The sequence below is a fragment of the Parapedobacter koreensis genome (genome assembly GCF_900109365.1).
Taxonomy (GTDB): Bacteria; Bacteroidota; Bacteroidia; order Sphingobacteriales; family Sphingobacteriaceae; genus Parapedobacter; species Parapedobacter koreensis.
Genome location: NZ_FNZR01000003.1, coordinates 333,840 through 352,899, shown reverse-complemented (window position 1 = coordinate 352,899; position 19,060 = coordinate 333,840). Strand labels below are relative to the sequence as shown.

Sequence of the window (19,060 nt, the reverse complement as noted above, 5' to 3'; positions counted from 1 at the left end):
GTTGCTGGCCAAACAGCTACCACCCGGGCGCAAAGTTCAATCCGAATGTGCCAAAATTCACATCCGTGCGCTGGAATGGAAAAGCATAATAAGGCTCAAGCACCATCGCTCCAAATAGATTAACCCGTAACGATACACCCGCACTTAGCGCCGGAATGCGCTCGTAAACATCGATCGACTGACCATTGGGGTTTTGGATGGTTTCTATGTATCTCGGGGTGCTCCGAAATGCGACCTTAGAGTTGCTGTCCCAAGCCAACCCGGCGTCAAAAAAGAAGTTCAGGTCTGAAAACAGCACATTGGATCGAAGCACCGCTAATTTCTCCGGCCCGGTGAAGGGCAAGCGTACTTCGAAATTGAACACAGCAATGCGCGTACCCATCAGGCTATTGAAATTGAAACTACCTGTGCTATTCCGGAAAGACGAGCTTTCATACCCCCTTATGAGGTATGGATATCCCAAAAACAACGGGTATAGCGCATTTTCATGCTGACCGGCACGTAAATAGGTGTACGCACGGGCTGCGATGGTCACTGGCTGGTACCGATTATATTTGCGCAAGTCAAAGGTATAGGCCGTAAAGTTATAATCACCAAAATATTGCTCCATACCTACCCGATAGCGGAATCCTTGCAGCGGAGCTGCAATTCCAAACACCGCATTGTCACCAACAAATGATGTACTGATCTGTTGAATGGTAAATGCGTTGAAATTGCCGTAATAATACCCCAATGGTGTTTCATCGATTTGGTCATTCGCTATCCGATCGCGGCCACCGTAGCCATACAAATAACTCTGCCACCATCTATCAACCCGATAGCTGTACCTTGCGAAGGCACCCCCCAGCTCAAAGCGGTGATGCCGCGAAAAAGGATAAGCGCCAAAAGCTTCGGCCTGCTGCTGGAAGGTCCGTATGATATACGTATCCAATATGGGCTCCGGCCCATTACCAACATCCCGCTCATCATACAGGGATAATCCGGACATGTATGGAATATGGGAGATAGCGCCCCCCCAATTTATCCGGCTCCGCTGGTTAATATAGGCGACCTGGCCGCCGAAATCATAGATTTCGCCGTTGACGGATAATGCGGCAAAAATCTGATTGTGGCCTAGAATATCCGAAAACATCCCTTGTATGCCACTGGCTATACCGGCACCATACCGGCTACCCACGGCCAAACCCATCCCGCTATTGGCCAAGTAATCCAATTTGAAGTTGGGCTTATAGGACACCGACGCAATCTGGTTATCACCAATCCGTTGGAAGAGGTTGAAGTTGCTCAAGTTGGCATTCACCACATCCACACCAAGATTCTCCGGTGGTGGCAACATTGCCGCATCGAAATTAACCAGGTACGGATCAACTTCTTTGGGTTCAAATTCGTCTACCCTGGCGTTGTATACGCTGTACTCATTGCGCCGGTAATACGAATATACCACGTCTCCATTCGCCGATAGACTCAAGGCTGGCGAATATTCCGTAATGCCGCTGATACCCGTGAAATATTCCGTCATCCGCTCCACTTTACCGCCAGCCAAGGTATACCGGTACATGTTTCGGAAACCGTCACTATTGGAAAGGAAATAAACCTGACTATCATCCGCAGCAAACTGAGGATTTAAGTTATTGGCACCCTGGAACACATTCACGTTTGTAATTTCCCCAGTTTCCACATCGAGCATGGCAATGTTCATGGGTATATCTACGCTCCGTGATTCGGATTGAAGCGCCAAGCGATCAGTGCTGAATACGATGCGCTTGCCGTCATGCGAAAAGCTCGGCTGAAAATCCGAATACCAATCGTCTGTAAGCTGCGTTAGCTTTTTTGTGTTCAGGTTATATAAATAAATATCACTGTAGCCGTTCTTCAGTCCGGAAAACGCCACGGTTTCGCCATCTGGTGCCCAAGCAATGTTTGCAAATTCGGTAATATCCCCCATCGCTTCCAGGGCAAGTGTCTTGCCGTTGGCTACGTCCACCACCATCAGTTTGCTTCGGCCCCTGCTAAACACACTGAAGGCAAATCGCTTGCTATCCGGCGAAAAGGCCCCTGCGGATTCCAGGTAGCTGAATTCATCGATATCGGTGTTAGTGAGCCTACTGGAAAGCTTCCTAATCACTTCGCCCGTTTGGGCGTCTGCCAAAAACAAATCGATGCTGAACAGATCCCGTTCTGACATAAAAGCCACGTATTTACCATCGGGCGAAATAGCTGGCGATACATTCAAACGCCCTGAATTTTTGCTGTTCACGATGGAACGTCCCACCGGTGCTTTTCCCGTATCCACCGGCAGGCTGCGGTAGGCATTTTCCATGCTATTTTTCCAGAGGTTGGACAACGTTTGGGCGTCGTAACCAAAAACCCGCCTGATACCCATCTCATACCCATACATCGCCGTTGCCTTGAACAGGGGCATGATCACCGTATCCCCATAGGTGGAACCGATATATGCCCAAAACGCTTGCCCAAAGCGATAGGGAAAATAACGGTTCATGTTTTCGGTCATGGCCCGCAAGGACGGAATATCGTTGTTCAGGTAGGCATCGCGCATCCACATGGCTGTAAATGCATCTTTCTTTCCGATGGAAAAATACTCCGCCATCCCTTCCACCATCCATAGCGGGATATTACCAATATTTTCCAGGCGGGTAGAATCCCCCCCCTCCATTAATATCCGGTATTGAAACGCATGCACCAATTCGTGCCCCAGCACATGTCGTGTTTGGTGGTTAATCTGCATCACGGGCAGCACCACCCGTGTCTTGAACGCTTCCGTAACACCGCCGGTACCCACCCCGATTTCCCCCTGGACAGTCGTCGTCTGCTGGAACTCCGGGTGATTGCTGTACAGAATAATCGGGTTTTTGCGCAAAAAAGTATCCCTGAACACCTGTTGGTGCAATTCATACCATACTTCACTTTCTTTAGCCAGCCATGTGACTAACGTATCATTTGGCAAATAATAGTGAAGGTTGAAATGGGGGGTTTCATACACCTGAAACTTGAGCGATTTATACCGCATTTTATTCTGGCCGAAATACTGGGCCTGTGCGTTTATAGCAATTACGCCAAGCATCAACACACAGCAGCTATTTAACACTATACGTTTGACAAATCGATTAAGGTACGTCATGGAAAATGGGTGTATAATCACAGTGTCTAAATTAGAACGAATATCGGTGAAAAAGTTTAATTATTACCAATGATATTATTTTTTTAAGGGATACCGGATACGGATCTTGTTATTCGGCTGCGGCTCTTGATGCAGCGGCTGTCCTTCATGTGTATTGCTTTCTTTATCGCCTTGCGGCACCTGCTTCGGAATTTCCAGCTGTTTTTTCAGTTCTTCGATATCCACCGGAATTTCCAGCGAAGGAGAATCGGGCAACCTAAACGGCACAATGGTATCCAGCAGTGTACTGTCCGGACGGGGGACACGTGGACTCGGGCAGTCATACTTCCGACTTATCTCCACACCGGGCTCAGGAAACGGGCCGTATTCGTAAGCCAGCGAATCGTCATGGTAGATTTTTTCCATAAACCTTCCAAACACCGGGAGGGCTGTCCGTGACCCTTCCCCGGTCTGCGAGTTTTTAAAATGAATACTCCGCTCGTCGCATCCTACCCATACGCCGGTGACCAAATCCTTCGTAACGCCCATATACCAGCCATCCACATAATCCGAGGACGTACCTGTTTTTCCGCCGATCTGGTTTTTATCTTTCCATAGATCCCATTCCCAAAGTGCCTGTGAAGTGCCTTCGGGTTCTTCCATGCTGCCCCTGAGCATATATCCCATTAGCCACGCCACTTCTTCACTGATGGCTTGGGTAGCCTTGGTTTTGAATGTAGCGACCACATTGCCGTTGAAATCGACGATTTTCGAAACCAAGATAGGTTCCACTTTTTTCCCACGGTTCATAAAGGTTGCATAGGCATTGACCATCTCAAACACACTCACATCGTTGGATCCCAAGCTTACCGAAGGCACGCTGGCCAGGGGACTTGTAATGCCACAGCGGTGAGCGGCGTCTACCACCTTATCCCACCCGATTTGTTCCGTAATTTGGGCGGTGATAGAATTGACGGATCTTCCCATGGCCCAGCGCAGGGACATCTCCCGGCCACTGAACACCCAATCAGCATTTTTGGGTTCCCAGGTTTTTTCCTCGTCATTTTCCGTGTAGGTGATCCGTACAAATTTATCCACGTACTTATCGCAGGGCGACATGCCCGCTTCCAAGGCAGCAAGGTACGCGAATGGTTTGAAGGTGGAGCCTGCTTGCCGCTTTGCCTGAAATACGTGATCGTATTTGTAATACTGGTGGTTGATACCTCCGATCCACGCTTTGATTTCACCGTTATATGGATCCATCGTCATTAGCCCGGCATTAAGCATCATTGCATAGTGTGCCAGCGAATCCATGCTGGAGTACTGCACCTGTTTAAGGCCATCCCAAGTAAATATTTCCATAGCCTTGGGCAAATTCAGGTAATAAAGGATACTGTCTTTATTGCCCTGGTATTTTTTGTCCAGTTGCTGATAGTACGTTGTCCGTGCTGCTAAGTTTTCCAAAAAACCTTCGATGACCTGGCCTTCCGAATCCCGCCAGGGAACTTCTCCCTGCCAGGCATTTTCCAGACGTCGTTGCAAGGGCCTCATTTGTTCGGCCATAGCCTCTTCCGCATGTTGCTGTACCCGCGAATCTATTGTCGTGTATATCTTCAGGCCATCCACGTAGATGTCATACCCGTTTTCCTCGCACCATGAAGCCAGCCATCGTTCCACTGCCGTACGCAGGTAGGAATCACCACTTCCCAATTCATCGATTTCCCCCAGTTGCAGTCCAAGCTCGGCGGCCCTTGATTGTTCATATTCCTCCACGGATAGGAACCCTTCCTTCTGCATTTGACCCAAAACCACGTTGCGTCTCTCCAGTGAACGCTCGGGGTTGCGTATCGGATTATAGAGGGTGGTACCCTTCAACATCCCGATGAGCACCGCTGCCTCCGGGGCATTCAATTCCTGGGTCTCCTTGTTAAAATACCGTTTGGCGACTGTTTTTATGCCATAAGCATTATTACTGAATGATACGGTATTGAGGTACATCGCAATGATGTCCTTTTTGTCATAGGCACCCTCCAGTTTATACGCGGTGAGCCATTCCTTAAACTTGATAACGAGCATCCGAATACCCGGCACCTTGTCCAATAGCCCAACAGCTTGGTTGTAACGGGTACGATACAAGTTTTTTGCCAACTGCTGGGTGATGGTACTCCCCCCCCTCCTGTCGCCCTGCGCGGTAGATATAATGCTCGATAAAATAGCAAAAAAATCCACGCCATGGTGTTTAAAAAAACGGTTATCTTCCGTGGCGATCAGCGCATTGACCACATCCAGTGAAATGCTATCATAAGGCACGGGCGAGCGATCTTCCCTGTAGTAGCGGCCAATAAGCACATTATCCGCCGTATACACCTCCGAAGCAACCTGCTGGATAGGCTTGCTGATATCTTTAGCCGTAGGCGAGTAACCAAACAACCAAAGGAAATTTACTTCAACCATACACACGATTAAAATAATCACATAGATGACTATCACAGCATAGCGTATGTAACGGTTTCGTATTTCCTTAAACATCGGGTAAAGATGATGAAATGTTTTGATATTGCATACGGTTGACTACTGCTTTGTGCTACATCCTGCGCATGGGTAGCCATATAAAACCCTATTTTTCAAAATTTTAATTGTTTAATATTTTTGGTGGCCATTACCGGTTAATGAAAATGTTTTTCATTTTTACTGATGAGTTGTTTGTCCCATATGATATCTACACTCCGCGATTCATTCCGGACAGGGCAATCTTTTATCCTGCAATAGTGGCAACAAGCTGGCATGCAGGGATCTGCATGGATAAACAATTCGGTATTGGCATGCAGGCGGCTATTAATGAGTGCATCGATGGCAGATACTTCATCATGTACTTTGTTTAAGTCGTAATAGTAAGGCAACGTTACATGGCCATCAATATGAAGTTCATGCCCGTAGCGCTGTACCCGCAGGTTGTGCACGTCTATCCAGTCATCCTTTCGATATTGCTGTAAAATCGCAGCCACCTCCCCTACCAGCTGCATATCCGACTCATCCATCAGGCCAGCTATCGATTTACGGAGCAGCTTATATCCACTGAATAAAATGTACAGACCAAGCCCGATGGATAACACCACATCGATCCACGCCAATCCGGTAAAATACAGGAGAGAAAGTCCCACCAGCAACCCTGCTGTACTGTACGCGTCTGTCTGCAAATGCTTGCCATCGGCTTGCAGCGTCAATGAGTTCAGCCGCTTGCTTTGATTGACCATATACGTGCCCAACACAAAATTGACAATGCCCGTCAGTGCAATAAGCCCAATACCACCCAATAGGTTGCCCAAGGGTTCGGGCAGGAAGATGTTGTATATCGCTTTGCCCAAAATCAATACGCCAGCGATAAAAATCAGCCCACCTTCCAAAAAAACAGAGAAAAACTCAACTTTCCCATGGCCATAGGGATGGTTTTGGTCTTTGGGGCGCGCCGATAAATGGATGCTGTAAAAGGCAAAGCCCGAAGCTACCACGTTGACGATACTCTCCATGGCATCTGTCAGGATCGCATTTGAATTGGTGAGCAGGTATGCCGCAAACTTAACCAACATCAGTACAACACCAGCAGCCAATGCAAAAAGAATGATGTTTTTCTGTTTATTCAAAACCGATGTGCTTAAGATAATTGGCAAAGATAACTAAATCGGATTAATCCCATTGTGGGTAACTTTGACGTCGATAAATTTGTTTGCGGAATCCGCAATTTTACCTAAGTTTGCCCACCATGAGTACACCATCTATTCTTTCAGATCGGATCAACAGCCTGTCTGAATCCGCTACGCTGAAAATGACTAAATTGGGCCGCGAGCTAGCAGCAAAAGGGGTCAACGTGATTAGCCTCAGTGTAGGCGAACCTGATTTCAATACGCCTGAGCACGTAAAGCAAGCGGCTAAGCAGGCACTTGACGACAACTACACACGTTATTCGCCGGTACCGGGCTACCCTGAATTGCGTAAAGCCATCGTGGATAAGCTGAAAAACGAAAATGGGCTGGATTATGATGCCTCCCAAATCGTGGTCTCCACGGGAGCCAAACAGTCGCTTTCCAACGCCATCCTCACGTTGATCAACCCGGGTGACGAAGTCATCATCCCAACACCCTATTGGGTGTCTTATTCCGAGATGGTGACCCTCGCAGAGGGCAAATCCGTATTCATCAACACCACTATCGACAGCGATTTCAAAATCACCCCGGAAGAGCTGGAGGCCGTCATTACGCCTAAGAGCAAGCTGTTCATGTTCTCTTCACCCTGCAACCCTACCGGCAGCGTATACACCAAAGCCGAACTGGAAGGGCTGGTGCGTGTGTTTGAGAAATACCCCAATATCTACATCATCTCGGATGAAATTTATGAGCACATCAATTTCATCGGCCAGCACGAATCCATTGCCCAATTTGACAGCATCAAAGATCGCGTCATCCTCATCAACGGCTTTTCCAAGGCCTTTGCGATGACGGGCTGGCGGCTTGGTTACCTCGCTGCAACGAAAGAAATCGCCCTTGCCAATGACAAATTGCAGGGACAAACCACATCGGGTACTTGCTCCATCGCACAGCGAGCAGGCATTGCCGCACTGGATCAAGGCCTGGAAACGGTACTGGAAATGAAAGCGGCTTTTGCACGGCGCAGGGAATTGGTCTACAACCTACTGAAAGATATACCGGGCGTAAAAACGAACTTACCGCAAGGTGCTTTCTATTTCTTCCCGGATATCAGCTCGTTCTTTGGCAAAATGGATCCGCAAGGCAATGTAATCAAGGATTCGGCCGACCTTGCGCTTTATCTTTTAAACGAAGGCCACGTAGCTACCGTTGGTGGCGATTCGTTTGGCAACAACAATTACATCCGATTGTCATACGCTGCTTCCGACGAGAACCTCCGTGAAGCATTGCGTAGAATAAAAGAAGCTTTGGCAAAACTGGCCTGATAGGCTGATCGAAGATACTTCATAAGCCGGGAATTGGGTTTCAGGTATTCGAAGACCCAGTTTCCGGCTTATTTCTTTATTTGCTGCGTATCGCCTCTACCGGATCCAAACGAGCCGCCATGGCTGCGGGCACAATGCCAGCAATCAACCCGATCAAGGTGGACAACGTAATGGTGAGCATGACCATCCCCATATTGACAACGATGGTCAAATCGAAGGCAAATCGGACTAAAATGGTCAGCAGATAAACAACTGCGAGGCCCATAAGCCCCCCAATGATACACAATGCAATGGCCTCGATAAGAAACTGCGATAAGATGAAATAATTTTTGGCACCCAGTGACTTTTGGATACCAATGATGTGCGTACGTTCCTTGACGGATACAAACATAATATTGGCGATGCCGAAACCACCCACTAAGATGGAAAATATGCCTATAAAGCCACCAGCGGTATTAATCACCTGGAACATGGCATCCAATTGGGCCGTGATGATGGTGGTTTTATTGAGCGAAAAATCGTCTTCTTGTTGCGGCCCCAGCCGATGGATCGATCGCATTACCCCCCGCAGCTCGCTTTCGGTTTCTTCCAACGAAACACTTGGTATTGCACTCACCATAATAGCAGGGCTATACCGCCGGATGTTGACCACATTGCGTGCAAAATTCAACGGAACCATGATCACATTGTCCATGGACACATCGAAAATCATGCCCTCACCCTCTCGCTTGAATATCCCAATCACGGTGATTTTTCGGCCAAGCACCTGAATTGACTGGCCAATCGGGTCGGCACTTGGGAATAACCCTTCGGCTATGGTAGCACCGATAACCGCGACATTGGTTCCCCGGTTCGACTCCGATTCGGTAAAATAACGGCCGTCTGCAATCTCCAGCTCCCGGATATCGTACATTTCATGCGAAGTCGCGGTGACGGTTATTCCTGAAACGTTGTTGTTGAGGTATTGGGCTGTCCGCCCACCAATATCGATGGAAAAGGAAACCGCCTCGGCGGTAGTCATCCGCGCCTTGAGCGCTTCGTAATCGCGAATATCCGGTTCCGGCCGATTGACATATTTCCACCACGGAAAGTCGGGGCCTCCATCCCAGGGCCATTTCATGACATAGATGGTCTTGCTGCCCAATTTTTCAACACTACTTTCCAGGTTTGCACGCAACGTGTCCACCGCCGAAAACACCCCAATGATAATCAAGATACCGATAGTGACGCCAAGCAACGACAACAACGTGCGCGTACGGTTTTCGCGCAACGCCGAAAAAGCAAAGCCAAAACTCTCTCCGATTAACTTCAGGAATAATATCATACCGCATTATGACGATGAATCGCCCATTAAGTTACAGCTAAGATAAACTAATTTTTTCGGATATTAATATCGCAATCCTTCGCAAAGTGTAATAAATAATTTCTTAACTTTGCACGCTAATTTATATGTTGGGCATATATTTTGTGCCGCTATCTAAAATTTCGCATCAACAATGAAGCTATCACAATTCAAGTTCAATTTACCCGAATCCCTTATCGCATATGAGCCAACCGAAAACCGTGATGAATCCCGATTGATGGTGCTCGACCGTAAAACCGGTAAAATCGAACATAAAATTTTTAAGGATATCTTAAATTATTTCGATGATAAGGATGTGATGATCCTTAACAATACGAAAGTCTTCCCCGCCCGTATGTACGGCAACAAGGAAAAAACCGGTGCTACCATCGAGGTGTTCCTGTTGCGCGAGCTCAACAAAGAGCTCCGGTTGTGGGACGTATTGGTAGATCCCGCCCGGAAAATCCGTGTGGGCAACAAGCTTTACTTTGGCGATGACGATTTATTGGTTGCCGAGGTGGTAGATAATACCACGTCACGCGGGCGCACCATCCGGTTTCTGTTTGACGGTACGGATGAGGAATTCCGCCGCAATATCGAAATACTCGGCGAAACCCCACTTCCCAAATACATTAAGCGCAGGGCTACTCCGGAGGATAAATTCAGGTACCAAACGATATTTGCCAAGCATGAGGGCGCAGTAGCTGCGCCTACCGCAGGCTTGCACTTCAGCCGCGAACTCATGAAGCGCCTTGAACTGAAAGGTGTCGAGTTTGCAGAAGTCACGCTCCACGTTGGCCTGGGCACCTTCAGGCAGGTAGAAGTGGAAGATCTCACCAAACATAAGATGGATTCCGAGCAATTCATTGTCCCCGAAGAAGCCGCCAAAGTCGTCAACAAAGCCATAGACGCCAAGAAACGGGTATGTGCCGTAGGCACTACATCCATGCGGGCCATCGAATCTTCGGTGTCTGCCGATAAGCACCTTAAACCCGCCAGTGAGTGGACCAGCAAGTTTATCTATCCACCTTATGATTTCAGCATCGCCAACAGCATGGTTACGAATTTCCATACACCGGAATCGACACTGTTGGTCATGATTGCCGCATTTGGCGGATACGAGCATGTGATGAACGCTTACGAAGTAGCCGTTAAAGAGAAATACCGATTTTACAGCTATGGCGATGCGATGCTGATCATCTAAGATCTGTATTTGAAATGAACTACGTGATTATCGTAGCTGGGGGGACGGGAAGTCGTATGGACGTGCATACGCCAAAACAATTTTTGTTATTGAATGGCATGCCGGTCATGATGCATGCCATCCAGGCTTTCCATAAAAGCCAAAGCGCCCCCCAGATCATCGTCGTCCTGCATGCAGGCATGCGTGAAACCTGGTCGGCGCTTTGCCAAACGCACCGATTTGACATCCCGCACAGCGTTGTAACAGGTGGAGAAAGCCGCTTCGGCAGCGTAAAAAAAGGCCTCGAAGCCCTAAAAGCCGGGGATGTTGATTTGTCACAGAGCCTCATTGCCATCCATGATGCCGCACGGCCATTGATCACGCCGGGCTTAATTGATTCGACTTACGAGCAAGCATCCCGTACCGGCGCAGCGGCACTGGCCGTGCGGAGTACCAACTCCGTCCGGATTGTGAGCAACAACGGCTTGAAAAACAACGCCCACCGTCGGGAAACCGTCTACCTGATGCAAACTCCCCAAACATTCAGCGGCACTATCCTATCCGAGGCCTATGAAGCGCCCGAACAGGGGATGTATACCGATGATTCCTCCGTGGTAGAAAAAAAAGGGTATCCCATCTCTTTAATCGATGGCGATACCCGTAATATCAAAATCACTTTCCCTGAAGATTTAGCTATTGCCGAGATACTCTTAAGGACGATGGACTAAGCAGCGCTTCGGATAACACGCAACAGAATCGCAATAATAGCGATCACCAACAATACATGGATAATCCCTCCGGTGTAGTACCCTCCAAAAAAACTTATCGCCCAAACGATAACTAGAATCACGGCAATGATATAAAGCAAATTTCCCATAACTGTATAAGGTTAATGATTAACGATTATTTATACAGTACAACACGGGCACGCTAAAAATGTTTGTGAAGACCTTCAGTTTCAGATCCCCGCCAACACCAAGCCGTCATAAGCCAGTGAAATCCCTTCGGGCAATTCCGCCTGTACATCGTCATGCAAGCCCAGGTTGTGGCTGATGTGTGTAAAATAGGTCTGTTCAGCCCCGATGTGCCGGGCAAAAGCTATTGCCTCATCCAAGGTGAAATGTGAGATATGGGCATCCCGTTGCAGCGCATTGAGCACCAACACCTTGGTCCCCCTGATCTTCTGGGCTTCGGTATCGTTCACGGTTTTTGCATCTGTGATGTATGTAAAATCACCCATACGAAATCCCAGGACGGGCATCATGTAATGCATGACCTCAATGGGGATAATCTCCATCCCAAATAGCGAAAAGGGGGACGAAGTAATTTCGTGCAGCTTCAACTGCGGCACGCCAGGGTATTTCTTTGCCGTGAATGCGTAGTAAAACTCACGTTTCAACGCTTCATGCACATCCAATGTGCCGTAAATATCGATGGCCCCACCCTGCTGCCGATTAAAGGCCCGTACATCATCCAACCCGGCAACATGGTCTTTATGCGAATGGGTGAATAGGATGGCATCCAGGTGGGTGACATGCTCACGGAGCATCTGATACCGGAAATCGGGGCCCGTGTCGATAATGATGTTTTTGTCGTCCACCTGTATCAGCACAGATGACCGCAACCGCTTATCTTTGGCATTTAAGGATGTGCATACCGCGCAATCACATGCAATCACCGGAATGCCTTGGGATGTCCCTGTTCCTAAAAATCGTATGGTCAAATCGTTAGTTTAGTTTGTTTGATACTTCGTAAAAACTGCTTCTGTTTCTCATCGAGTGCTCCACTCTCCGTCGGCATATCGCGCAATATGCTCATCAGCGCATTGATTTTCATCTCCAAATTAGAAAACTTGTTGACCACCACTACCCTACTGCTTTGCAGCACACAAGCCCCTGTTTTAAAATTCCCCTTTTCGTACCGCACCTTGTACCCAAGTTCTTTCAACAGAACTTCCAACTTATCCAGGCTATGTTGTGTATTCGGCAGCAATGGCAATTATTTTTATCGGCCTGCCAAAATACGATTCATCCGATGAAATCGCAAAGGTGTTTTATCCACAATGGGCGGAAGCCCGTGCGTTAGCCTCGTATGCGTATCACCCGCTTGTAAAAATCCTGTATGAAACCCAATCCGTAAGCAACCAGTTGGACAAACGACGCCACTACGCCGAGCAGGGCTACCCGCAGATCCCGCGTTTTTATCCATGAATGGAAAAAAAGAAGCAACGTATAGACACCCAACAGGCTGTTGCCCACAACGGTCAGCAATCCGCCGCCAGTGCTCGCCATCATACCCCACACATTGAGCCCCACCAAAACCAGCAGAAAACACACGAATGCGGCGGGAAAAAAGTGCACCAGTTTTAATTCATGGGGAAAATGTTTGTAAATGTTGATACGAGCCCTGCCGAAAAAATGCAACTGCTTGTAGAACTGCCTGAAATCCGTCCGCCGCTTATGGTACACCACGGCTTCGGGAATCAGTCCGGTTTTGAAACCCGAAGCCTGGATACGGATACTGTATTCGATATCTTCTCCCAATCGCGTGAGCTTGAACCCCCCTACCTGCTCCCAGACTTTCCTTGATACTCCCATGTTGAAACTACGCGGGTGAAATGTTCCCAAGTGTTTCTTGTTCCCCCGTATTCCCCCCGTGGTAAACGGGGATGTCATGGAATAGCTGATGGCCTTCTGGATGGGCGTAAACGATTCGTGCGCCGCATCTGGGCCGCCATACGCATCCAGCGGTGTCTTCCGTAAAAATTCAACCACATTAGCGAGGTAGTCCGGTGGAATGAGGCAGTCCGAGTCGAAAATCACAAAATAGTCCCCCTTGGCGTGCGCAAATCCGAAATTACGGGTGAATCCCTGCCCTTCATTGGGTTTGAAATAGTAATGCACATCCAGCCTATCGCGATAACCTTCCACAATAGCGCGTGCATCGCGTGAAGAACCATCTTCAATCACCAATACCTCAAACTTGGCATAGCGCTGGTGCGTGAGGCTCTCCAGCAACTCATCGATCTCCTGGGGCCTGTTATAAAGTGGGATGATAATGGAAAAAAACATAACGCAGGGAGGGCCAATCTAACCGTGTAATTCAAATGACTTTCTCAATCTGGTAGTTGTTGCGATCGGCACTGTTGCGGGAAACCAATTCAGCAATAAAACCCGTCAGGAACAACTGCGTACCGATGATGATGGCTATCAAAGCCAGAAAAAACAGCGGTTGATCGGTTACATTCCGATAGGGGCTTTGATTGGCAATGCTAATAAGTTTTTCGGCAATAAGCCATACCGCGATGATGAAGCCGGCAACGAAACTCAATACCCCCATGGTCCCGAAGAAATGCATGGGCCGCTTTCCGAATTTGCCGACGAAAAATATCGACAATAAATCCAAGAAGCCCTTAATAAACCGGCCGGGGCCAAACTTGGTCACTCCGTATTTTCGCGGATAATGCTGCACCACCTGCTCATCGATGCGCCTAAAGCCCGCCCATTTGGCGATTACGGGAATATAGCGGTGCATTTCTCCATAGACTTCGATGTTTTTTACCACGTCTTTCTTGTAAGCCTTCAACCCACAATTGAAATCGTGGAGGTTATGGATACCTGACATCCCACGGGTCACCGAGTTAAAAAGCTTGGTGGGAATGGTTTTACTTGGCGGATCATGGCGCTGTTTCTTCCACCCCGATACCAAATCGAAATCTTCCCGGACAACGCGCCTGTATAATTCAGGAATTTCGTCCGGGCTGTCCTGCAAATCGGCATCCATGGTAATCACCACATCGCCCTGTGCTGCGGCAAACCCCACATTGAGCGCAGCCGATTTGCCGTAGTTGCGCCTAAATTTCACGCCCGTGATTTTCGCATTCAGGCTTTTTAGTTCTTCAATGACTCCCCACGAACCATCGGTACTGCCGTCATCTATTAAAATGATTTCATAGCTAAACCGGTAGTCATCCATCACACGTTGGATCCATGCCGTCAATTCCGGCAACGATTCGGCTTCATTATATAAAGGAATAACAACAGAAATATCCATATTTATAGTCATGCGACAGTTGCAAACTTAACTAAATCGCATGACATATCGATTACTCTTCTTCAGCGGGAGCAAATAGCGGGGGATTCCGCTTGAAAATGGCCGCAAAAATCAGGGCACCGATAAAGTATATGATGGCAGCAATGGCCAGGCCTTGAACCAGATCCACAAAACTGGGATTCACTTGCTTTTCGATATTTTTCTCGGCATCAGCAATCATTTTATCAATGACCTCTTGATCGGAGCTGAATGCCTCAGCCACCCGTGTAGTCGCATTCAATGACGCTTCCCTCATCATATTGGCATAATCCGGTTCTATCCATTTGGCAAATGCGGTCGTAAACAACGTATAAACCACCACCTGTATAAAGAACATTACGAATATATTGCCCAGCGCTTCCCGGAAAGACCAATAACCGCCGACCTTTTTTCGAAGATCCAGCGTAAAATAAACGGCCAGTCCAATCCCTATCGCGATGGAAATAAAGCCGAAAGCGGGATTAGCTAATGTCGTTGGCGAAGCGTAATATACCAGCAGGAAGATAATGATGTTGATTGCTGCCCATATCAGCGCATTGGTTGCCGCGATTTTTTTTGCGTTGGTCTTTTCAACTGCGTTTAGATTTGTTGTCATGGTTGTGTATTTTTGAGTTAACGACTGTAGGCTACCAATAATGTATATACTGCCTTGTCAAATGCGGGATTTGTGCTTGATCCGATGTAGTCCGCCCAATCCTGGGCCGTGGGACGCAATTCATAAAAGAATCCCATGATCGGATAAAACAATTCGGATAGCTCCTGATCATCGGAAATTGTCGAAGCAGCTTTAGCGATTTCTTCATAAGAGCTATCCACCAACAGTTGGTTGGCAATTACAGGCTCATAGATTCGATGCTCATCTTGAAATTCATCTTCGTCTACCAACAAAAACTCTTTGAGGTAGTCCTCCAATTGGGGTTCGATCTCTTCATCCATGCATTCCCGCAAGTAAAGCAGCACATTCAGTGCTTCGGTACCCCGATCAATCGTTTGATCTTCGATGGCTTCCCATTCTTTCGATTCCAGGTAGTCGCCTTCCAGCTTTTCTATATCGGCAGCAAAGAAATTCATCAATAACAAATCAAACACAATTTCCCGCAATTCCTCAAACTGGGGGCTGTCGTCAAATGCTTCATCCAGCCGGGTGACTTTTTCCAGGTAGGGAGCGTCCAATTCGAATACTTCAATAAGCCGGGCCAGCAGTTCATCAGCACCGACTCCCGCTATTTCGCTGTACGATTGCAAGCTGGCCTCAAGGGCTTTGTGTACGTGGTGGTCCATTAGTTTGGTGTGTTTATGATTTGACGCTTATTGACGACCATTGTTACTTGCCCTTTTAATTCTTTTCCCAGCAATGGACTGTTGTTTGACTTGGAACGGTTGGTATGCCGATCAAACTGCCAACGCTTTTCGGCATCGAACAAGATGAAATTTGCTTCCACCTGCTCTTGAAATTCGGGAATAGGCAACCCCAATACACGACGCGGACCGATAGCCAATTTATCGACAATTAAATCTACTGCCAACCCTGCCCCCAACGCGAGCGGCAACACCGTTTGCAAACCAATAATCCCATCCGCGGCCACTTGAAATTCTACCTGTTTAAATTCGATTTCATGCGGTGTGTGCTGCGATACGATGGCATCAATGGTGCCGTCTTCAAGCCCTTGCCGCAATGCCATCACATCGGCATCTGTCCGCAATGGCGGATTCACTTTGTAGTTGCTGTCAAAACCAACAACCAAATCATCCGTCATCACCAAATGGTGGGCAGCCACATCACAGGTTACCCGGATACCTTTTGCCTTTGCCCTACGAATCAGATCAACACTTTCTGCGGTGCTAATGGTCGTGAAGTGTATCGCCGCTTCATTATATTCAGCAAGATACAGGTCACGGGCTACCATCAGTTCTTCGGCAAGATTCGGATTACCTTTCATTCCGAGATAGGTACTGGTAATGCCTTCGTTCATCTTTGCTCCAGCAGCCACCGACGCGTCTTCTGGATGCGACAGGATGACCCCGTCAAATCCCTTGGCATAAAGCAGCGCCCTGCTCATTAGCCCCGCTTGCTGTACCGGCTTATTGCCATCACCGAAGGCTACAGCCCCGGCCAGTTTCATATCGTACAATTCAGCCAGCTCTTCCCCCTGCCGCTTTTTACTGATGGCTCCTATCGGGAATACCTCCACGGGCAAAGCCTTCGCCCTGTTGACAATCAATGCCACCTCTGATCGGCTATGCACGGGCGGCTGCGTATTCGGATGCACAGCAACCCCCGTGAAACCACCGGCCACCGCCGCCGCACATCCTGACAAAATATCTTCTTTGGTCTCCAATCCCGGTTCGCCGAAATTGACGTTCATATCGAAAAAACCAGGAGCCACATATTGCCCCTTCGCATCGACAACAGTTATCCGGTCATCATCTACCTCAACATGAGGCGCTATCTTGGTGATTATCCCGTTTTCCACCAAAATATCCACCTCTTTACCGTGGAAAGGGGTGCTGGGGAAGGCTACTTTGGCTGATCTGACAAGTAAATTATCCATGTATGTAAAAAGAAGAAAAAGGCGTTAATAGGACTAGAAAGGTGATTTTCAATGGAATTATGGCGACGTGCACATTCATTAAAGAACAAAAGTACAAAATTGACCGTATTGGCAAACGTTTATTTTGAAATATTCATGTTTTGGCTGGTCAGCTCCCCCACTCGTACCCATCGGCTTCCAGCCCTGCCAACCCCAATGCCCTATCCACCACAGTGGCGGCCAATTCCTCGAAATTTGCCGGCAAGCTATAAAAAGAAGGACTTGCCGGGCAGATGATACCTCCCGCTTCGGTCACGGCAACCATGTTGCGCAAGTGAATCAAGCTTAATGGCGTTTCGCGAGGCAGCAATATCAGTTTTCGCCGCTCCTTCAGTATCACGTCCGCCGCCCGCGTAGTCAAATCGGATGAAGTGCCCCCGGCAATACGGGCCAATGTGCCCATTGAGCACGGGCAGATGATCATCGTATCAAATTTGGCCGACCCCGATGCAAACGGTGCATAAAAGTCGTTTTTCTGGTAAAATGAAAATGGATATTTCGCATAGTCTTCATTTTTCAGCTCAAACTTCCATACATCTTTCGCATTGTCGGACATCACGACGGCCACAGCTTCCAGTTGGGATTGGAGAAGCAGGAGCTTGTCAAGCAATACCTTCGCGTAGATAGCGCCACTGGCACCTGTGACGGCGACAATAATTTTTTTGGACATCATTCTAAAATAATTGCCAAAGCTATAAAAAATAGCCCAAGGCCATGGCCTTGGGCTAAAGAAAATCGAACGAAGGATGGCTCACCGCGACCGAATTTCTTTCCGCATAAATGCGCTATAAGACAGCACAAAGCAAACTACCGTGCCGGCAATCAGTCCGGTGAGCTGTGGCCAAACAATCAACAAGCTCTGTCCCAAAGGCAGCGGACTGGGTATCGCCCCATAAGTCTGCTCCATGGTCAGCGGCCCTAAACTTCGTATGGAAGGCATCAGCAACGTTGTCGTAGCATCCGTATATAGCTGGCTGGGCACTACACGCATCAAATTGAGGATAAATTGCTGGTAACCGATAAGTTGCTGCGGAGATGCCGCATCAGCAGGCATCATTGCCCTGGCGACAAAATGTACGATTAGCTGATAAAACACCGTAAAAAACAACCAAATCGCTATGGCCGTAAGCGCCGAGGTAGCCGCTTGCCTGAACCGAATGGACAAAAACACGGACAAATTGAGCCAGAATGCCACATACAACACACTCAGCAGCAAAAAGAACACAATTCTCAAAAATTCCTCCGCTGTAGGTGGTATTCCGACGATGACCATGCCAAACCCCATCACCAGAAAGCCCAAGGCAAAAAACAGGATACTGACGACGAGGAATGCCGCTGTAAATTTGGCATTGATTACGTAATCACGGTGGATGGGTTGAGCCATGATGCGGCTCAGTGTCCCCGAATTTTGTTCTGAGTTAATGGCATCAAAGCCGAGACCTATTCCAAGCAGTGGGCCAAGAAAACCGACAAATACATGGAATGGCGGCAATGAACCATCAGACAGGGTAAACAATTTCAGGAAAAAATAGGGGTCATCAGCGTCGGATGCTTTCGCTGTTTCGTCAACCAAGGTGGTGATAGCCGTATAAAGCGAACCAAAACAGGTCAACAAAATTAGAAACAACAATACATTGAAACGCCAGCTACGTACGTGATCCGATACTTCTTTTTGGACAATCACCCAAAACGGATGGGGAATCCTATTCATGTGCCGCTCCCTTAAACGCGCAGCGTGCTGATGGATTGAAGCAGCAAACGTGGCCAC

At 48.1% G+C, this 19,060-nt stretch carries 17 protein-coding genes; 3 read left to right on the top strand and 14 right to left on the bottom strand.

From position 1 onward, the window contains the following. Positions 1-16: 16 nt before the first annotated feature. From BMW65_RS09290 to BMW65_RS09280, 3 genes are all read right to left on the bottom strand, one after another. Positions 17-3,082: a DPP IV N-terminal domain-containing protein gene (locus BMW65_RS09290; RefSeq protein WP_090604820.1), complete on the bottom strand. Its 3,066-nt coding sequence runs from the start codon at positions 3,080-3,082 to the stop codon at positions 17-19. 132 nt (positions 3,083-3,214) lie between these two features. Continuing rightward, positions 3,215-5,647 carry a penicillin-binding protein 1A gene (locus tag BMW65_RS09285; protein WP_090604819.1) on the bottom strand — a complete coding sequence of 811 codons (2,433 nt, stop codon included), beginning with the start codon at positions 5,645-5,647 and terminating at the stop codon, positions 3,215-3,217. A 137-nt stretch (positions 5,648-5,784) separates the two neighbouring features. Continuing rightward, positions 5,785-6,759, bottom strand: coding sequence for a cation diffusion facilitator family transporter (locus BMW65_RS09280; protein WP_090604817.1), 975 nt, complete (start codon positions 6,757-6,759; stop codon positions 5,785-5,787). Positions 6,760-6,878: 119 nt separating this feature from the next. Between BMW65_RS09280 and BMW65_RS09275 the strand changes: the two genes are divergently transcribed. Continuing rightward, positions 6,879-8,084, top strand: a complete 1,206-nt coding sequence (locus BMW65_RS09275; protein ID WP_177181066.1) for a pyridoxal phosphate-dependent aminotransferase — start codon at positions 6,879-6,881, stop codon at positions 8,082-8,084. Between the two features lie 76 nt (positions 8,085-8,160). On the opposite strand, the gene BMW65_RS09270 is transcribed toward BMW65_RS09275, so the two are convergent. Then, positions 8,161-9,408 carry an ABC transporter permease gene (locus BMW65_RS09270; protein ID WP_090604816.1) on the bottom strand — a complete coding sequence of 416 codons (1,248 nt, stop codon included), beginning with the start codon at positions 9,406-9,408 and terminating at the stop codon, positions 8,161-8,163. Between the two features lie 172 nt (positions 9,409-9,580). Here BMW65_RS09270 and queA point away from each other — a divergent pair, with 172 nt between their 5' ends. After that, complete coding sequence (queA, locus tag BMW65_RS09265; protein ID WP_090604814.1) at positions 9,581-10,630, top strand: tRNA preQ1(34) S-adenosylmethionine ribosyltransferase-isomerase QueA; 1,050 nt, start codon at positions 9,581-9,583, stop codon at positions 10,628-10,630. 14 nt (positions 10,631-10,644) lie between these two features. Next, on the top strand, positions 10,645-11,337 hold the full coding sequence (locus tag BMW65_RS09260; protein WP_090604813.1) for a 2-C-methyl-D-erythritol 4-phosphate cytidylyltransferase: 693 nt from the start codon (positions 10,645-10,647) through the stop codon (positions 11,335-11,337). On the opposite strand, the gene BMW65_RS23885 is transcribed toward BMW65_RS09260, so the two are convergent. The 10 genes from BMW65_RS23885 to BMW65_RS09215 form a co-directional block, all read right to left on the bottom strand. Next, a complete protein-coding gene (locus BMW65_RS23885; RefSeq protein ID WP_139378774.1) occupies positions 11,334-11,486 on the bottom strand; it encodes a lmo0937 family membrane protein in 153 nt (50 codons plus the stop codon). The genes BMW65_RS09260 and BMW65_RS23885 overlap by 4 nt on opposite strands. Before the next feature lie 81 nt (positions 11,487-11,567). Continuing rightward, positions 11,568-12,332 carry an MBL fold metallo-hydrolase gene (locus BMW65_RS09255; protein WP_090604811.1) on the bottom strand — a complete coding sequence of 255 codons (765 nt, stop codon included), beginning with the start codon at positions 12,330-12,332 and terminating at the stop codon, positions 11,568-11,570. Then, the gene (locus tag BMW65_RS09250; protein ID WP_090604810.1) at positions 12,329-12,601 is read right to left on the bottom strand and encodes a hypothetical protein; all 273 of its coding nucleotides are present in this window, start codon (positions 12,599-12,601) and stop codon (positions 12,329-12,331) included. The genes BMW65_RS09255 and BMW65_RS09250 overlap by 4 nt, the downstream gene beginning before the upstream one ends. Positions 12,602-12,690: 89 nt before the next feature. Further along, complete coding sequence (locus BMW65_RS09245) at positions 12,691-13,680, bottom strand: glycosyltransferase family 2 protein (protein WP_090604808.1); 990 nt, start codon at positions 13,678-13,680, stop codon at positions 12,691-12,693. Positions 13,681-13,711: 31 nt separating this feature from the next. Further along, the gene (locus BMW65_RS09240) at positions 13,712-14,662 is read right to left on the bottom strand and encodes a glycosyltransferase family 2 protein (RefSeq protein ID WP_090604807.1); all 951 of its coding nucleotides are present in this window, start codon (positions 14,660-14,662) and stop codon (positions 13,712-13,714) included. 52 nt (positions 14,663-14,714) lie between these two features. Beyond that, complete coding sequence (locus BMW65_RS09235) at positions 14,715-15,296, bottom strand: DUF4199 domain-containing protein (RefSeq protein ID WP_090604805.1); 582 nt, start codon at positions 15,294-15,296, stop codon at positions 14,715-14,717. Between the two features lie 17 nt (positions 15,297-15,313). Further along, entirely contained in the window at positions 15,314-15,982 is a 669-nt protein-coding gene (locus tag BMW65_RS09230; protein WP_090604804.1) for a hypothetical protein, read from the bottom strand. After that, positions 15,982-17,253: a dihydroorotase gene (locus BMW65_RS09225; protein ID WP_090604803.1), complete on the bottom strand. Its 1,272-nt coding sequence runs from the start codon at positions 17,251-17,253 to the stop codon at positions 15,982-15,984. Before BMW65_RS09225 ends, BMW65_RS09230 begins: the two co-directional genes overlap by 1 nt. Positions 17,254-17,401: 148 nt before the next feature. After that, the gene (locus BMW65_RS09220; RefSeq protein WP_218145390.1) at positions 17,402-17,962 is read right to left on the bottom strand and encodes a UbiX family flavin prenyltransferase; all 561 of its coding nucleotides are present in this window, start codon (positions 17,960-17,962) and stop codon (positions 17,402-17,404) included. A gap of 81 nt (positions 17,963-18,043) precedes the next feature. Beyond that, the gene (locus tag BMW65_RS09215; protein WP_090605405.1) at positions 18,044-19,003 is read right to left on the bottom strand and encodes an ABC transporter permease; all 960 of its coding nucleotides are present in this window, start codon (positions 19,001-19,003) and stop codon (positions 18,044-18,046) included. Positions 19,004-19,060 lie beyond the last annotated feature (57 nt).

Coding starts and splice junctions, on each gene's coding strand:
- BMW65_RS09245 (WP_090604808.1), bottom strand. CDS start 13,680: ATGTTTTTTTCCATTATCATCCCACTTTATAACAGGCCCCAGGAGATC.
- queA (WP_090604814.1), top strand. CDS start 9,581: ATGAAGCTATCACAATTCAAGTTCAATTTACCCGAATCCCTTATCGCA.
- BMW65_RS09215 (WP_090605405.1), bottom strand. CDS start 19,003: ATGAATAGGATTCCCCATCCGTTTTGGGTGATTGTCCAAAAAGAAGTA.
- BMW65_RS09260 (WP_090604813.1), top strand. CDS start 10,645: ATGAACTACGTGATTATCGTAGCTGGGGGGACGGGAAGTCGTATGGAC.
- BMW65_RS09220 (WP_218145390.1), bottom strand. CDS start 17,962: ATGTCCAAAAAAATTATTGTCGCCGTCACAGGTGCCAGTGGCGCTATC.
- BMW65_RS09275 (WP_177181066.1), top strand. CDS start 6,879: ATGAGTACACCATCTATTCTTTCAGATCGGATCAACAGCCTGTCTGAA.
- BMW65_RS09285 (WP_090604819.1), bottom strand. CDS start 5,647: ATGTTTAAGGAAATACGAAACCGTTACATACGCTATGCTGTGATAGTC.
- BMW65_RS09230 (WP_090604804.1), bottom strand. CDS start 15,982: ATGGACCACCACGTACACAAAGCCCTTGAGGCCAGCTTGCAATCGTAC.
- BMW65_RS09290 (WP_090604820.1), bottom strand. CDS start 3,082: ATGCTTGGCGTAATTGCTATAAACGCACAGGCCCAGTATTTCGGCCAG.
- BMW65_RS09270 (WP_090604816.1), bottom strand. CDS start 9,408: ATGATATTATTCCTGAAGTTAATCGGAGAGAGTTTTGGCTTTGCTTTT.
- BMW65_RS23885 (WP_139378774.1), bottom strand. CDS start 11,486: ATGGGAAATTTGCTTTATATCATTGCCGTGATTCTAGTTATCGTTTGG.
- BMW65_RS09235 (WP_090604805.1), bottom strand. CDS start 15,296: ATGACAACAAATCTAAACGCAGTTGAAAAGACCAACGCAAAAAAAATC.
- BMW65_RS09240 (WP_090604807.1), bottom strand. CDS start 14,662: ATGGATATTTCTGTTGTTATTCCTTTATATAATGAAGCCGAATCGTTG.
- BMW65_RS09225 (WP_090604803.1), bottom strand. CDS start 17,253: ATGGATAATTTACTTGTCAGATCAGCCAAAGTAGCCTTCCCCAGCACC.